Source organism: Citrobacter sp. Cf136, assembly GCF_030333815.1.
Lineage (GTDB): Bacteria > Pseudomonadota > Gammaproteobacteria > Enterobacterales > Enterobacteriaceae > Citrobacter > Citrobacter freundii.
Window position 1 is genome coordinate 1109955 of sequence record NZ_JAOWFE010000032.1, and the last position, 14190, is coordinate 1124144.

Annotated in this window: 15 protein-coding genes; 9 read left to right on the top strand and 6 right to left on the bottom strand. The window is 51.1% G+C overall.

The window, feature by feature from the left end:
- Positions 1–104: 104 nt before the first annotated feature.
- Positions 105–308 carry a putative selenium delivery protein YdfZ gene (ydfZ, locus tag OGV98_RS09690; protein ID WP_003032393.1) on the top strand — a complete coding sequence of 68 codons (204 nt, stop codon included), beginning with the start codon at positions 105–107 and terminating at the stop codon, positions 306–308.
- A 75-nt stretch (positions 309–383) separates the two neighbouring features.
- Here the strand turns inward: ydfZ and OGV98_RS09695 are convergent, their stop codons facing one another.
- The 4 genes from OGV98_RS09695 to OGV98_RS09710 form a co-directional block, all read right to left on the bottom strand.
- Positions 384–1850, bottom strand: a complete 1467-nt coding sequence (locus tag OGV98_RS09695; protein ID WP_200024669.1) for a mannitol dehydrogenase family protein — start codon at positions 1848–1850, stop codon at positions 384–386.
- A gap of 163 nt (positions 1851–2013) precedes the next feature.
- Entirely contained in the window at positions 2014–3348 is a 1335-nt protein-coding gene (locus tag OGV98_RS09700; protein WP_003836325.1) for an MFS transporter, read from the bottom strand.
- Between the two features lie 60 nt (positions 3349–3408).
- Entirely contained in the window at positions 3409–4623 is a 1215-nt protein-coding gene (gene rspA / locus OGV98_RS09705; RefSeq protein ID WP_003032386.1) for a starvation-sensing protein RspA, read from the bottom strand.
- 107 nt (positions 4624–4730) lie between these two features.
- Positions 4731–5057: a YnfA family protein gene (locus tag OGV98_RS09710; protein WP_060855336.1), complete on the bottom strand. Its 327-nt coding sequence runs from the start codon at positions 5055–5057 to the stop codon at positions 4731–4733.
- A gap of 153 nt (positions 5058–5210) precedes the next feature.
- On the opposite strand from OGV98_RS09710, the gene OGV98_RS09715 reads away from it, so the two are divergent.
- Positions 5211–5552 carry a DUF1283 family protein gene (locus OGV98_RS09715; RefSeq protein WP_003032382.1) on the top strand — a complete coding sequence of 114 codons (342 nt, stop codon included), beginning with the start codon at positions 5211–5213 and terminating at the stop codon, positions 5550–5552.
- A 35-nt stretch (positions 5553–5587) separates the two neighbouring features.
- Complete coding sequence (speG, locus tag OGV98_RS09720) at positions 5588–6148, top strand: spermidine N1-acetyltransferase (protein WP_003032379.1); 561 nt, start codon at positions 5588–5590, stop codon at positions 6146–6148.
- Positions 6149–6155: 7 nt separating this feature from the next.
- Here the strand turns inward: speG and OGV98_RS09725 are convergent, their stop codons facing one another.
- Positions 6156–6866, bottom strand: coding sequence for a YnfC family lipoprotein (locus OGV98_RS09725; RefSeq protein ID WP_003843601.1), 711 nt, complete (start codon positions 6864–6866; stop codon positions 6156–6158).
- Positions 6867–6968: 102 nt separating this feature from the next.
- On the opposite strand from OGV98_RS09725, the gene OGV98_RS09730 reads away from it, so the two are divergent.
- The 6 genes from OGV98_RS09730 to clcB all read left to right on the top strand — a co-directional run bounded on the left by OGV98_RS09730 (position 6969) and on the right by clcB (position 13414).
- The gene (locus OGV98_RS09730; RefSeq protein ID WP_088902325.1) at positions 6969–7277 is read left to right on the top strand and encodes a DUF1161 domain-containing protein; all 309 of its coding nucleotides are present in this window, start codon (positions 6969–6971) and stop codon (positions 7275–7277) included.
- Between the two features lie 148 nt (positions 7278–7425).
- The gene (gene ynfE, locus OGV98_RS09735; protein WP_248890809.1) at positions 7426–9864 is read left to right on the top strand and encodes a selenate/tellurate reductase subunit YnfE; all 2439 of its coding nucleotides are present in this window, start codon (positions 7426–7428) and stop codon (positions 9862–9864) included.
- A 10-nt stretch (positions 9865–9874) separates the two neighbouring features.
- Positions 9875–10492, top strand: coding sequence for a DMSO/selenate family reductase complex B subunit (locus OGV98_RS09740; protein ID WP_016150219.1), 618 nt, complete (start codon positions 9875–9877; stop codon positions 10490–10492).
- Between the two features lies 1 nt (position 10493).
- Entirely contained in the window at positions 10494–11348 is an 855-nt protein-coding gene (locus OGV98_RS09745) for a dimethyl sulfoxide reductase anchor subunit family protein (protein WP_003843594.1), read from the top strand.
- Positions 11349–11390: 42 nt separating this feature from the next.
- Complete coding sequence (gene dmsD / locus OGV98_RS09750; RefSeq protein WP_003028918.1) at positions 11391–12005, top strand: Tat proofreading chaperone DmsD; 615 nt, start codon at positions 11391–11393, stop codon at positions 12003–12005.
- Between the two features lie 119 nt (positions 12006–12124).
- Positions 12125–13414 carry a voltage-gated ClC-type chloride channel ClcB gene (gene clcB / locus OGV98_RS09755; protein WP_032941314.1) on the top strand — a complete coding sequence of 430 codons (1290 nt, stop codon included), beginning with the start codon at positions 12125–12127 and terminating at the stop codon, positions 13412–13414.
- Here clcB and bioD read toward each other — a convergent pair.
- Positions 13370–14065: a dethiobiotin synthase gene (gene bioD / locus OGV98_RS09760; RefSeq protein WP_003028922.1), complete on the bottom strand. Its 696-nt coding sequence runs from the start codon at positions 14063–14065 to the stop codon at positions 13370–13372. The genes clcB and bioD overlap by 45 nt on opposite strands.
- Positions 14066–14190 lie beyond the last annotated feature (125 nt).

A 14190-nucleotide genomic window follows, 5' to 3' on the forward strand; every position in this document is an offset into this window, starting at 1 on the left:
GAAAACAAAAAAAATCCTTAACGAGAAGCGTATTTATATTGCGCCCGTTACGTGGGACTAAAAGCCCACGGGCTTTGACGGTAAGTTGGAAAGGAGAAAACACCATGAAAACATACGATCGTAACCGTAACGCAATCACCACTGGCAGCCGCGTCATGATCAGCGACACCGGGCTCACAGGCCGCATTACAGCGATAGATACCGATGGCCTGACCGCTGAGCAGATTCGCCGCGGAAAAACAGTGGAAATCGAAGGGTGTGAAGGCAAATATGCCCCCCTCGAGCTGATTCGTTTAGGCATGAACTAATTGGTGTGAATGCCAGAAAACACAGCGCCATCTGGCCCGTTGAAAGCCAGATGGCGAAATAAAACATAATCTTCGTTACTTCAGTTTTGCTGCATACTTCGCAACCGTCGCCTTCGCCCCTTCAGCCAGTAAAGCAAGATATGCTTGTGTAACCTGGTTTTTGAACAATTCAACCTGCGGCAGTTCACGACCAAAGATAGCATCGATCGCCAGCAGCGCCCGAACGCGCTCTTCGCCCTCGTTACTGCTACGCACCGCATTCTGGATCACGGGCAACAGCGGATCGCTAATTTCAATCGCCTGGCCCTGCTCATCCACACCGCCGACGTAGCGCATCCAGCCCGCCACGCCCAGCGCCAGTAAATCAAAGTGACTGCCGTTTACAATGTGCCAACGAACGGAATCAAGCATACGCTGCGGCAATTTTTGGCTTCCGTCCATAGCAATCTGCCAGGTACGATGACGCAGTGCCGGGTTGCTGTAACGCTCAATTAACAGATCGGCATAACGCTGTAGATCTACACCTTTTACTTTCAGCGTGGGTGCTTGTTCCTGCAACATCAGCGCACGAGCTGCAAGACGATAGCTTTCATCGTCCATACAATCATTAATGTGTTGATAACCGGCCAGATAACCAAGATAAGCCAGGAAAGAGTGGCTGCCGTTGAGCATACGCAGTTTCATCTCTTCAAACGGAATGACATCTGCTACCAGCTCCGCTCCTGCCTTCTCCCATTCAGGACGACCGGAAACAAAGTTATCTTCGATAACCCACTGACGGAAAGGCTCACATGCCACACCTGCCGGGTCGCGTACGCCAGTGATGTGTTCAATTTTGTCCAGAGTCTCTGGGGTAACTGCCGGGACAATTCGGTCAACCATAGTCGACGGGAACGTCACATGTTGTTCGATCCACGCAGCCAGTTCTTCATCCACCGCTCTGGCATACGCGGTGACAACATTACGCATTACATGACCGTTTTCAGGCATGTTGTCGCAGGACATCACAGTAAAGGCGGCTAAACCTGCCGCTTTGCGGCGTGCCAAAGCCTCAACCACTACGCCTGGCGCAGTTTTTGGCTGTTTTGGGTTTTGCAGATCGGCGGCAATCATTGGATTGTCTAACATCAGTTCACCGGTCGCCGGAGAATGGCAGTATCCTTTCTCCGTTATGGTCAGGGAAACGATCGCGACCTGTGGTTCACACATCGCTGCCAGTACGCTTTCCAGACCATCAACCTGTGCATGCAATGCATTTTTCACCACGCCCACGACTCTCGCAGTCCAGGCATCAGCAGACATCTCTGCAACGGTATACAGATTATCTTGCTGTTTCAGATCGAAAATCTGCTGCTCGCCGCCAATCAGATTCACTTCGCAGTAGCCCCAGTCACTGCCGTGATCTGCAGCCAAAATGTCAGCGTAAACCCCCTGATGTGCGCGGTGAAACGCGCCAAACCCCAGATGAACAATACGCGGAACCAGTTTTGTACGATCGTAGTCAGGAAGTGCAGCCTTTGCCGCTAAGAGCTTGTTTTGCATGGTATGGCCTACTTATAAATGAAATCAGGACTGTTCCAGAGTAACGCCTGTATGGTTGTATGTTTTGATTTGCATTAAGCTTTTTATGATTGGTATGACATCAATATCTAAGCTATATACCACCTGAAAGATGAATATGGCGGCACACTGCCGCCAAAGAAGATTAGTGTTTCTGCCACTGCTGGTATTCACGTTTTAGTCTCTGCGGCGCGGTTTCAGGCATCATTAGCAAACCAATGACTGAGATGACGCCTAGTACAATCACGTAGGTTGCCAGTCCATAATAATGCCCACCAGTGACCTGCAGAATCTTCACAGCCACCAGCCCCAGGATCCCACTGCCTATCAGCGATCCTAACTGCCAAATTAATGCAATACCGCTACAGCGAATGTGCGTAGGGAAAAGCTCCGGGAAATAAGAGGCCTGAGGCGCATAGCACATACTATGTCCAAAACTCAGAACCAGAATCATCACAAGCTGTGTTAGCCAGAAATTATCCTGATTAATTGCCAGGAAGAATGGAATAATCATAACAACCTGAAGAAGCGCACCCATAATATAGACGGGTTTACGCCCAATTCTGTCACACAGCGATCCCATTAGAGGTATGGCAACAATTTCTATTATCACTGCGACAATCATTGTCTCCATCAAGATATTTGCATCAAGATTATTTGCTTTACCGTAAGCAAGGACAATCACAGTAAACATAGCAAATGTGCAAGCTTCAATAAGCTTAGCGCACACTCCCTTAACAACAATACCAGGGAAATCACGAATGACTTCGACTAATGGTCGCGATTCTTCTGCTTTTGTCTCCCTAATCTGAGCAAAGACTGGTGACTCATCAATTTTTAAGCGGATAAACAGCCCAACAATAACCAGTAGCAGGCTTAACAGGAACGGTATACGCCACCCATAATCCATCATTGCCTCTGGAGAAAGCGTGGCATTCAACAACGCAAAGAGTGCCAAAGGCAGAAGGAAGCCAACCGGAGCGCCGATTTGAACCCAACTGGAGAAAAAACCACGATGCTTGGGTTCAGAGTATTCAGCAGTCATCAGTACTGCACCGGCTTGTTCACCTCCAACACCAAAGCCTTGTAATACACGAATAAAAATAAGTAAAGCTGGGGCCCATACACCTATTTTTTCGTATGTAGGTAACAAGCCAATACAGAATGTCCCTAAGCCAACGATTAATATCGTAATCACCAGAGCTTTTTTGCGTCCAACTTTATCGCCAATATGTCCAAAGACAATTCCGCCTAATGGTCTTGCGAGGAAACCAACAGCATAGGTAGCAAAAGCCGCGAGTGTACTAATTAACGGATCATCACTTGGGAAAAATAAATGGCCAAAAAAGAGTACAGCTGCTGTGCCATATGCAAAAAAATCATAATACTCAGCAGCAGTACCAATTGCGGATGCTGAAGCCACTCGGCGAATAATGGGCTTATTATCTACGTTGTTTTTAATATCGACTGAACTAACCATAAGTTTAACCTTCTGTAGGGTATTGGGTTAATCAACATCTTTCGTACGTAAAATTTATATTTACCAGTTCCACAGCGTGCCATCTTCCAGGCGAGCAACAGGCAGATATGCAGGGTCATACGGATATTTCGCCGCCAGTTTTTCGTCAAACTCGATCCCAAGGCCGGGTTTGTCTCCTGGGTGCATATAGCCGTTATCAAAGGTCCAGTTATGTGGGAACACTTCCAGCATCTGCTCGGAATAGCCCATATATTCCTGTACGCCGAAGTTCGGCACCCACAGATCAAAATGCAGCGCGGCGGCCATGCACACAGGCGATAGATCGGAAGGTCCATGTGAACCGGTACGTACCTGATACAGCGACGCGAAATCAGCAATCCGGCGCATACCGGTGATACCCCCCGCATGGGTGATGGTGGTGCGGATATAGTCGATCAATTGTTCTTCGATCAGCTGTTTGCAGTCCCAGATGCTATTGAACACTTCCCCTACCGCAATCGGCGTGACGGTATGCTGGCGGATCAGGCGGAAGCACTCCTGGTTTTCAGCAGGGGTTGGGTCTTCCATCCAGAACAGACGATATTGCTCAATGCTTTTGCCAAAACGCGCCGCTTCAATTGGCGTCAGACGGTGATGCATGTCGTGCAGAAGATGTTCGTTGAAACCGAATTTATCGCGCACGGCTTCAAACAGTTTTGGTGTGAAATCGAGATATTTCTCCGTTGACCATAACTGTTCTTCCGGCCATTGCCCTTTTGTGGCAGGTTCATAGGCCAGTCCTTTGCCTTTAGACATACCGTAAGTGGTTTTCATGCCCGGTACGCCACACTGCACGCGAATCGCTTTAAAACCCATTTCTTTATGACGCGCATAATCTTCCAGTACGTCATCAACGGTATGGCCAGTGGTGTGGCAATAAACCATAACTCCTTCACGAGAAGCACCGCCGAGTAACTGGTACAACGGCATATTGGCTGCTTTCGCTTTGATGTCCCACAATGCCATATCCACTGCGGAAATCGCCGACATGGTGACCGGCCCACGACGCCAGTACGCGCCTTTGTAGAAAAATTGCCAGATATCCTCAATACGATGCGCATCGCGACCAATAAGCTGCGGACACACGTGATCTTTCAGATACGACGCCACGGACAGCTCGCGTCCATTTAACGTGGCATCTCCCAGCCCGGTGATCCCATCTTCTGTCGTAATTTTCAACGTCACAAAATTACGCCCAGGACAGGTAACAAAAACATCAGCCCCAACAATCTTCATTTCTTATTCCCTACATCTGTTCTTGTGATGCATGAAATTTACCCAACTGAGCTACTACCATACAAGTATAGAGATCAAAAAAACTCTGTTTGATCACAAAAAAGGCGCTATACGCGCCCCCATCCAGCCACAATGATCAACATGCCGCACAACGCCACCAGCGCGCCAGACCAGTCATACAAACTGAGTTTTACACCATCGACAATGCGTAGCCATAGCAGCGCGGTCACCACGTAAACACCGCCATAGGCTGCGTATACACGCCCGCTGGCTGCCGGATGGAGTGTCAGCAACCAGACGAATAAAGCCAGTGACATCCCGGCGGGTATCAGCAACCAGGCTGTAGCCCCTCGCTTTAGCCAAAGCCAGGGTAAAAAGCAGCCAATGATTTCGCATAACGCGGTGACGAAAAAAAGAAATGTGGTCTTAAGCATTGATGTTATTCAGTTACCTTCGGTTTAACTATGATACGACAGAATCTCGTTAGCGTATCCATATCCACCGGGTGGGTATGCCCGCAAACCGGAATAGTGTAGAATTTAACCCTGTTTTATCGTTTTTACCCTTTCCCATAAAAGGAATTCGCCATGAAAATTACACTGACCAAACGCCTGTGCCTGACGGCTATGCTGACGCTGGCTGCGGCTGTGTACACCTCTTCCGCATTTGCTGAAACCAGTAAACTGGTCATTGAATCCGGGGACAGTGCGCAAAGTCGTCAACAAGCAGCAATGGAAAAGGAACAATGGAACGATACGCGTCAGCTTCGCCAGAAAGTCAACAAACGTGCAGAGAAAGAGTGGGACAAAGCCGATACAGCCTTTGATAGCCGTGATAAATGCGAACAGAGCGCTAATATTAATGCGTACTGGGAACCTAACACACTGCGCTGCCTTGATCGCCGGACTGGCCGCACCGTTGCCCCATAATTATTGCACTTTGAAGGATATTGAAAGGATACGATATGACTAGCGCCCTCAGTGTTAAGTTGCGCCCGCTGGAGCGTGAAGATTTACGATTCGTTCATCAGCTTGATAATAACGCCAGCGTAATGCGTTACTGGTTTGAAGAACCTTACGAAGCGTTTGTTGAGCTGTCAGACCTGTATGACAAACACATTCACGACCAAAGCGAACGTCGCTTTGTGGTGGAATGCGACGGTGAAAAAGCCGGACTCGTGGAACTGGTTGAAATTAACCATGTGCACCGACGGGCGGAATTCCAGATCATTATTTCCCCTGATTATCAGGGCAAAGGTCTGGCTTCCCGGGCTGCTAAGCTGGCGATGGATTACGGCTTCACCGTACTCAATTTATATAAGCTGTATCTGATCGTTGATAAAGAGAACGAAAAAGCTATCCACATCTACCGTAAACTTGGCTTTATGGTCGAAGGCGAACTGATTCATGAATTCTTTATCAACGGCCAATACCGCAACACTATACGTATGTGTATCTTCCAGCAGCAGTATCTGGCAGAACATAAAACGTCAGGTCCTAACCTGCTGCAACCTACCGCTCAATAAAGCCTGACTAATAGTACGCGATGGTGTTTTCAATTGAGTAATGGTGTTCAACTGCCGGCTTCACGCTCTCGTCAACGATAACGAGCTGGCAGTTGACCGGATTTGCGTATTCATCGTATTTGCACGTTTGTTTGACGTTGCCTACCGGATGATTGTTGAGCAGGCTCACCGCGGTGTAATCCAGCTTCTTCAACGGATCGACCGACGGTTTGGCATCAACCTGTAAGGTATTGTCCTTATTGACGGTTGTTTTACCCAGCGGGTAGCCTTCCGCATCGTATCTATATTGCACCTTCATCTCTTTCCCCGTGGCAGAAACGACAAAACCGTTATCGTCGGTATCCCACACCACTCCTGCTGCAGGCAGTTCCGCCAGTTGGCATTTGCCCTGTAAACGGATCCGTTTTTCCAGCGTTTCGGCATCCCGGTAGTAGTTTGCATCCAGGACCAGCGCCATACCGGTATTGTTTTCAATATCGTGCAGTTCAAGCGTATCGAAACACCCTTCCTGTGACAGCGTACCAACGACACGCTTAGTGACCTCACCTTTATCATTGAGCAGCGTCTGGCTGAAATCTTTCACCGGCCCACGCAGCGGGTCGAAATCAAATTCATTGGAAAAACTGGCCATTTCCGGCGTAAAGGAAACCAGCCCTTTGGCGTTATCACACCCAACCAGCACGACGCACAGGAAACCTAACAGGGTCTGTTTCTTCACATTTTTCACCGGGATAAGAAGATAATTCTCAATCATATTAGCAAATACAGTTATTTACACCAGAAATGCTAATCTTAGTTTAAGTCGATCATAAAGGAGCTGATGATGAAATACATACCAGGAATTGCCGCGATCATATTGGTAGTCGCTTCCCCGCAGGTTCTGGCGGCACCCGCGTCATGCGAACGCGTAAAAAGCGATATCGAACAACGCATCATCAATAATGGTGTTGCTGAATCCAGCTTCACGCTGAATATTGTCCCCAACGATCAGGCCGATCAACCTGACTCACTGGTAGTCGGACATTGTGCAAATGATACGCACAAAATTCTCTATACCCGAACCAACAGCGGCAACACCCCCGCCAATAGCACATCTGCACAAGACGGACACGTCGCCGAACCGCAATAAATCTCACCCTCCGTGCGCGGAGGGTTACTCCAGTTTGATATGCATTAAGATGACATACTCATAAATGGGTAAACTCACTACATTATTAGCATGCTATTAATTTCGCTGTAGAGATTAATATATAGCGATAACTATAATGGAGTGAGTTATGTCTGATACTGAGCAATATGGAGGCATCAGCCGCAGGACGTTAGTGAAATCCTCGGCTATCGGTTCGCTGGCGCTTGCCGCAGGCGGGCTGTCATTACCTTTTGGAATGCGCACCGCCGCCGCTGCGGTACAACGGGCGATACAACCGGCTGAAGAGAAAGTGGTTTGGGGCGCGTGTTCCGTGAACTGCGGCAGCCGTTGTGCCCTGCAACTCCACGTCAAAGATGACGAAGTCGTATGGGTGGAGTCCGATACGACCGGAGACGATCTTTATGGTCAGCACCAGGTTCGTGCCTGTCTGCGTGGGCGTTCAATCCGCCGACGGATCAATCATCCGGATCGCCTGAATTATCCGATGAAGCGCGTAGGCAAACGTGGTGAGGGAAAATTCGAACGTATAACCTGGCAGGAAGCGCTGGATACCATCAGTGACAGTTTAAAAAATACCGTGGAGAAATACGGTAATGAAGCTGTTTATATTAATTACACCTCAGGCATTGTAGGCGGCAACATTACGCGCTCCTCTCCTTATGCCTCGCTGGTCGCTCGCCTGATGAACTGCTATGGCGGTTTCCTGAGCCATTACGGCACTTACAGCACCGCACAAATCGCGGCAGCAATGCCCTATACCTACGGCTCAAATGACGGTAACAGCACATCCGACATCGAAAACACGAAACTGGTAGTAATGTTTGGCAATAATCCTGCCGAAACGCGCATGAGCGGCGGCGGAATAACGTACTTCCTTGAACAGGCCCGGGAGCGATCTAATGCCCGGATGATCGTCATTGATCCGCGCTATACCGATACCGCTGCGGGTCGTGAAGATGAGTGGATCCCTATCCGTCCGGGAACCGATGCCGCACTCGTGGCGGGACTTGCCTGGGTTATGATTAACGAAAATCTTGTCGACCAGGCGTTCCTCGACACATATTGCATCGGTTATGACGAGAAAACCCTACCCGCCGATGCCCCCGCTAACGGACATTACAAGGCCTATATACTTGGCAACGGCGATGACGGTATCGCTAAAACGCCCCAATGGGCCTCGCATGTCACCGGGATCCCCGCCGATCGCATTATCAAACTGGCTCGGGAAATCGGCAGCACAAAACCGGTATATATTTGTCAGGGCTGGGGGCCGCAACGTCAGGCTAACGGCGAACTGACTTCACGGGCGATCGCGATGTTGCCTATCCTGACCGGCAACGTTGGCATCAACGGCGGCAATAGCGGTGCACGAGAATCAACCTACACCATCACGATTGAACGCATGCCGCTGCCGGAGAATCCCATCAAGACCCAGATATCCTGCTTTAGCTGGACCGACGCCATCGCTCGTGGCCCGGAAATGACCGCAACCCGCGATGGCGTGCGCGGGAAAGATAAGCTCGATGTACCGATTAAATTTATCTGGAACTACGCGGGCAACACCATTACTAATCAGCACTCAGATATCAATAAAACGCATGAGATCCTTCAGGATGATACGAAATGCGAAATGATAGTGGTCATCGAAAACTTCATGACATCCTCGGCCAAATATGCCGATATTCTGCTGCCGGACTTAATGACCGTCGAACAGGAAGACATTATTCCTAACGACTATGCGGGCAACATGGGATACCTCATTTTTATTCAACCCGCGACGTCACCGAAGTTCGAGCGTAAACCGATCTACTGGATAATGAGCGAAGTCGCCAAACGCCTTGGCAATGATATCTATCAACGCTTTACGGAAGGCCGTACTCAGGAACAGTGGCTCCAGTATTTGTATGCAAAAATGCTGGCCAAAGACCCCGCGCTGCCTTCCTATGACGAGCTGAAAAAAATGGGGATCTATAAACGTAAAGACCCTAACGGGCATTTTGTCGCTTATAAAAAATTCCGCGACGATCCGCAGGCCAATCCGCTCAAAACACCGTCCGGAAAGATTGAAATTTATTCCAGTCGACTGGCGAAAATAGCCAACACCTGGGAGTTGCAAAAGGACGAAGTAATTAGCCCGCTTCCCGTCTACGCCTCTACGTTTGAAGGGTGGGATGATCCGAAACGCAGCGCATTTCCGCTGCAATTGTTTGGCTTCCATTACAAATCCCGTACGCACTCCAGCTACGGCAATATCGATGTTCTGCAGGCGTCCTGCCGTCAGGAAGTGTGGATCAACCCTGTCGATGCCCAAAAGCGTGGTATTGCAAATGGCGATATGGTGCGGGTCTTTAACGACCGCGGTGAAGTACGTATTGCGGCCAAAGTGACGCCGCGGATCCTGCCCGGCGTCAGCGCAATGGGCCAGGGTGCATGGCACGATGCCGATATGACCGGCGACAAAATTGATCATGGCGCCTGCGTAAATACGCTGACAACACAGCGCCCTTCACCGCTGGCAAAAGGCAACCCACAGCACACTAATCTGGTCGAGATCGAGAAGGTTTAAGGACTAACCCATGACAACTCAGTATGGATTTTTTATTGATTCCAGTCGTTGCACCGGATGCAAAACCTGCGAACTGGCCTGCAAAGACTACAAGGATCTCACGCCCGACGTCAGTTTCCGCCGGATTTACGAATACGCCGGAGGTGACTGGCAGGAAGACAACGGCGTCTGGCGACAGAACGTTTTCGCCTACTACCTCTCCATTGCCTGTAACCACTGTGAAGATCCGGCCTGTACCAAGGTTTGCCCCAGCGGGGCTATGCATAAACGTGATGATGGTTTTGTGGTCGTTGATGAAGATGTGTGTATTGGCTGTCGTTACTGCCACATGGCCTGTCCGTACGGCGCACCGCAGTACAATGCCGCCAAAGGGCATATGACCAAGTGCGATGGCTGTCATGACCGCGTGGCAGACGGCAAAAAGCCTGTCTGCGTCGAGTCCTGTCCGCTGCGTGCGCTGGACTTCGGTCCCATTGATGAGCTGCGCGAAAAACATGGTGAGCTGGCAGCCGTCGCCCCGCTGCCGGGTGCGCACTTCACCAGACCGAGTATTGTGATCAAACCAAACGCCAATTGCCGCCCGACCGGGGATACCACGGGTTTTCTGGCTAATCCAAAGGAGGTGTAAAATGGGAAATGGATGGCATGAATGGCCGCTGGTACTGTTCACGGTGCTGGGCCAGTGCGTAGCCGGGGCGCTGATCGTAAGTGGCTACGGCTGGCTAACCACTAAAGACGATGCGGTAAAGCAGCGTATTGTGCGCAGCATGTTTTTTCTGTGGCTGGTGATGGGCATCGCCTTTCTCGCCTCAGTCATGCATTTAGGTTCGCCGCTGCGCGCGTTTAACTCGCTGAACCGAATTGGCGCATCGGCGCTGAGTAACGAAATTGCCAGCGGTTCGCTGTTTTTCGCCGTCGGTGGCCTGTGGTGGCTGGTGGCGTTTCTCGGTAAAATGCCCGCAACGTTAGGTAAAATCTGGCTGCTGTTGAGCATGTTGCTGGGCCTGGTATTTGTCTATGCGATGACCAACGTCTACCAGATAGACACCGTCCCAACCTGGTATAATGGCTATACTACACTGGCGTTTTTCATGACGATGCTGCTCAGTGGACCGCTGTTTGCCGCCCTGCTGCTGCGGGCTGCGGGTGTTTCCTGCAGCCCTGCCAGATTCGCTGGTATCAGCGTGCTGGCCCTGCTGGTGACCGTGGCTGTTGTTGTGCTGCAGGGACTGTCGCTCGGCGAAATCCACAGTTCGGTACAAAACGCTGGCGCGCTGGTGCCCGACTACGCAAGCCTGCAGGTCTGGCGCATCCTCCTGCTGGTTGCGGGGCTGGGCTGCTGGATATGCCCGCTTGTCCGTCGCAAAGAACCGTCCGTCGGCGGACTGGCGCTGGGCTTAGTGTCCGTCCTCGCCGGTGAAATCATTGGCCGCGGCTTGTTTTACGGTTTACATATGACAGTCGGAATGGCTGTCGCAGGTTAATTTTCGGGTGCGGGGCAACCCGCACTGTTCAGGATTGTTTGCATGACCCATTTTTCACAACGTGACAACTTTTCCACCGCAGCGCGTGTGCTCGGCGCGCTGTTTTACTATGCCCCAGACAGTGCCGAAGCTTCGGCACTGGTCAGTGCGTTAAGCAACGATGGTTGGCAGGCGCAGTGGCCGCTTGAAAAGACAACGCTTTCGCCGTTAGTTGCACAGTTTCAGGCTGAGGCCGATGAGTCTCTCCCGCAAGCCTGGCAACGTCTGTTTGTTGGCCCTTATGCGCTCCCTTCTCCGCCCTGGGGATCCGTCTGGCTGGATCGTGAAAACGTGTTGTTTGGCGACTCCACGCTGGCTCTGCGTCAGTGGATGCGTGACAACGGTATCCAGTTTGCTATGCAGCAAAATGAGCCAGAAGATCACTTTGGTTCACTACTGTTGCTGACGGCCTGGCTTGCTGAGAACGAACGCCACACCGAGTGCGAACAGCTGCTGGCCTGGCATCTTTTCCCATGGTCATCGCGCTTCCTTAATGTGTTTATCGAAAAAGCCGATCACCCGTTCTATCAGGCGTTGGGTGAGTTGGCGCGTCTGACGCTGGCACAGTGGCAATCACAGTTATTGATCCCGGTAGCCGATAAGCCTTTGTTTCGTTAATTTCGTCACAGGCAGGATGCATACTGCCTGTGGTGCATCCTGTTGCGCACGCTGAGCTTTTGCTTCTGTTGTCAAATAGCCGCAAAATAAAACGTCTGAAACTTCCTCTCTGGCCACACATGCATCATTTACATGCTTATCCTGACCTGCGCGCCATGTTCCGCCGTCTGCTGATCGCCGCGTTGATTGGCGTCCTTGCTGCGCTGGCCGTCGCAGGATTTCGTCATGCCATGCTGCTTCTCGAATGGTTGTTTCTGAGCAATAACACGGGGAGTCTGGTCAACGCTGCGACAAACCTTTCGCCTTTAAGGCGTATGCTGACACCTGCACTCGGCGGTCTGGCGGCAGGATTACTACTGTGGGGCTGGCAAAAATTTAACCGTTTACGCCCACAGGCTCCCACTGATTATATGGAAGCTCTACAAACCGACGGACAATTTGACGTCAGTGCCAGCCTGGTGAAATCGCTGGCCTCGTTACTGGTTGTCGCCAGCGGGAGCGCTATCGGACGCGAAGGTGCCATGATTTTACTGGCGGCGCTGGCGGCTTCCTGCTTTGCTCAACGCTTTACCCCACGTACAGAATGGAAGTTATGGATTGCCTGCGGCGCCGCAGCGGGTATGGCCGGAGCCTATCATGCCCCGCTGGCGGGCAGTTTATTTATTGCCGAAGTGTTGTTTGGCACGCTGATCCTCGCATCACTGGGACCGGTAGTGGTGTCCGCCGTAGTCGCATTACTCACCACCAATCTGCTTAGCGACAGCAATGCGCTGCTGTATACCGTTCACCTGTCTCGGGAATTGCATACTCTGGAATACGTTATGATTGTCAGCACCGGTTTGGCTGCTGGCTTCTGCGGACCGCTCTTCATGTGGCTGATGACCACCAGCCATAATGGTTTTTTGCGCTTAAAACTCTCGCCGCCGTGGCAACTGGCGCTTGGTGGGTTGATCGTTGGCCTGCTTTCATTGCTCACGCCTGCGGTCTGGGGTAATGGCTACAGCGTGGTGCAGTCATATTTACTTTCGCCACCGCTGCTGGCCGTAGTTAGCGGGATTTTTATCTGCAAATTACTGGCGGTGCTTGCCAGCAGTGGATCCGGTGCGCCAGGTGGCGTGTTTACGCCAACGCTGTTTGTCGGCTTGTCGGTGGGCATGCTGCTGGGTCAGGTATGGGGATTATGGCTTCCGGGCTCGGATGAAATTGCTATTTTGCTGGGCTTAACGGGGATGGCCACGCTACTGGCTGCTACCACGCATGCACCAATAATGTCGACCTTGATGGTTTGTGAAATGACCGGGGAGTATCGCCTGCTCCCCGGATTACTGATTGCCTGTGTCCTGGCGTCGGTGCTGTCGCGTACGTTACGCCACGACTCTATCTACCGACAGCACGCTGCCGAGCATTGACAGACGGATGTACTGCGACAGCTCACGCTGCTCTGCACGAGGCAGATAAGGCAGTTCACCGATAAGCGGGGCAGGTAATTTTTTACCCAGCACATCAATGATTTCCGCATAATGTGCCAGCCCCGGGTTGATTCGGTTCGCGACCCAGCCAATCAGCGGCAGTCCGTCGCTGGCAATCGCCTGTGCGGTGAGGATAGCATGATTAATACAGCCTTCCTGGATACCCACCACCATCAGCACCGGCAGTTGTTCCTGCACCACCCATTCCGATAACGGACGCAGATCGTTCATCAAGCTCCGCCAGCCTCCGGTGCCTTCCACGACAACGTGATCGACTTTTTCGCTGAGGCTTGCGAGACCGTTGGATAACAGGGTGTAATTGACCGGACCACTATGCGCTACGCTACTTTCGTCTTCGCTGAGCGCAATCGGGTTGACCGCTTCGTAAGGCAGTTCGATAGTGGACACGCTTTGCAGCACCAGCGCATCTTTGTTGCGCAGACCTTCGGGCGTCTCTTTGCTGCCTTTGGCTACAGGTTTGTAACCCGCAACGCTTTTACCCCCTGACGCTAACGCTTGTAGTAATGCGCGGGAAACCACGGTCTTCCCAACAGAAGTGTCTGTACCTGTAATAAAGAAACGCTTCAGCATCACTAACTCCACCGTTATGCTTTGAAAATATAAGTCAGGAAAATAAAACAGTGGAGAAAGTCTAAGGTATGACGACCAGGATCAGCTTGAGATAGCGCAATTTTTCGTACAACAGTTAAAAAATG

What these genes read in the sequence shown, in the direction of transcription:
- ydfZ (WP_003032393.1), top strand. Translation starts at nt 105, where the DNA reads ATGAAAACATACGATCGTAACCGTAACGCAATCACCACTGGCAGCCGC.
- OGV98_RS09695 (WP_200024669.1), bottom strand. Translation starts at nt 1,850, where the DNA reads ATGCAAAACAAGCTCTTAGCGGCAAAGGCTGCACTTCCTGACTACGAT.
- OGV98_RS09700 (WP_003836325.1), bottom strand. Translation starts at nt 3,348, where the DNA reads ATGGTTAGTTCAGTCGATATTAAAAACAACGTAGATAATAAGCCCATT.
- rspA (WP_003032386.1), bottom strand. Translation starts at nt 4,623, where the DNA reads ATGAAGATTGTTGGGGCTGATGTTTTTGTTACCTGTCCTGGGCGTAAT.
- OGV98_RS09710 (WP_060855336.1), bottom strand. Translation starts at nt 5,057, where the DNA reads ATGCTTAAGACCACATTTCTTTTTTTCGTCACCGCGTTATGCGAAATC.
- OGV98_RS09715 (WP_003032382.1), top strand. Translation starts at nt 5,211, where the DNA reads ATGAAAATTACACTGACCAAACGCCTGTGCCTGACGGCTATGCTGACG.
- speG (WP_003032379.1), top strand. Translation starts at nt 5,588, where the DNA reads ATGACTAGCGCCCTCAGTGTTAAGTTGCGCCCGCTGGAGCGTGAAGAT.
- OGV98_RS09730 (WP_088902325.1), top strand. Translation starts at nt 6,969, where the DNA reads ATGATGAAATACATACCAGGAATTGCCGCGATCATATTGGTAGTCGCT.
- ynfE (WP_248890809.1), top strand. Translation starts at nt 7,426, where the DNA reads ATGTCTGATACTGAGCAATATGGAGGCATCAGCCGCAGGACGTTAGTG.
- OGV98_RS09740 (WP_016150219.1), top strand. Translation starts at nt 9,875, where the DNA reads ATGACAACTCAGTATGGATTTTTTATTGATTCCAGTCGTTGCACCGGA.
- OGV98_RS09745 (WP_003843594.1), top strand. Translation starts at nt 10,494, where the DNA reads ATGGGAAATGGATGGCATGAATGGCCGCTGGTACTGTTCACGGTGCTG.
- dmsD (WP_003028918.1), top strand. Translation starts at nt 11,391, where the DNA reads ATGACCCATTTTTCACAACGTGACAACTTTTCCACCGCAGCGCGTGTG.
- clcB (WP_032941314.1), top strand. Translation starts at nt 12,125, where the DNA reads ATGCATCATTTACATGCTTATCCTGACCTGCGCGCCATGTTCCGCCGT.
- bioD (WP_003028922.1), bottom strand. Translation starts at nt 14,065, where the DNA reads ATGCTGAAGCGTTTCTTTATTACAGGTACAGACACTTCTGTTGGGAAG.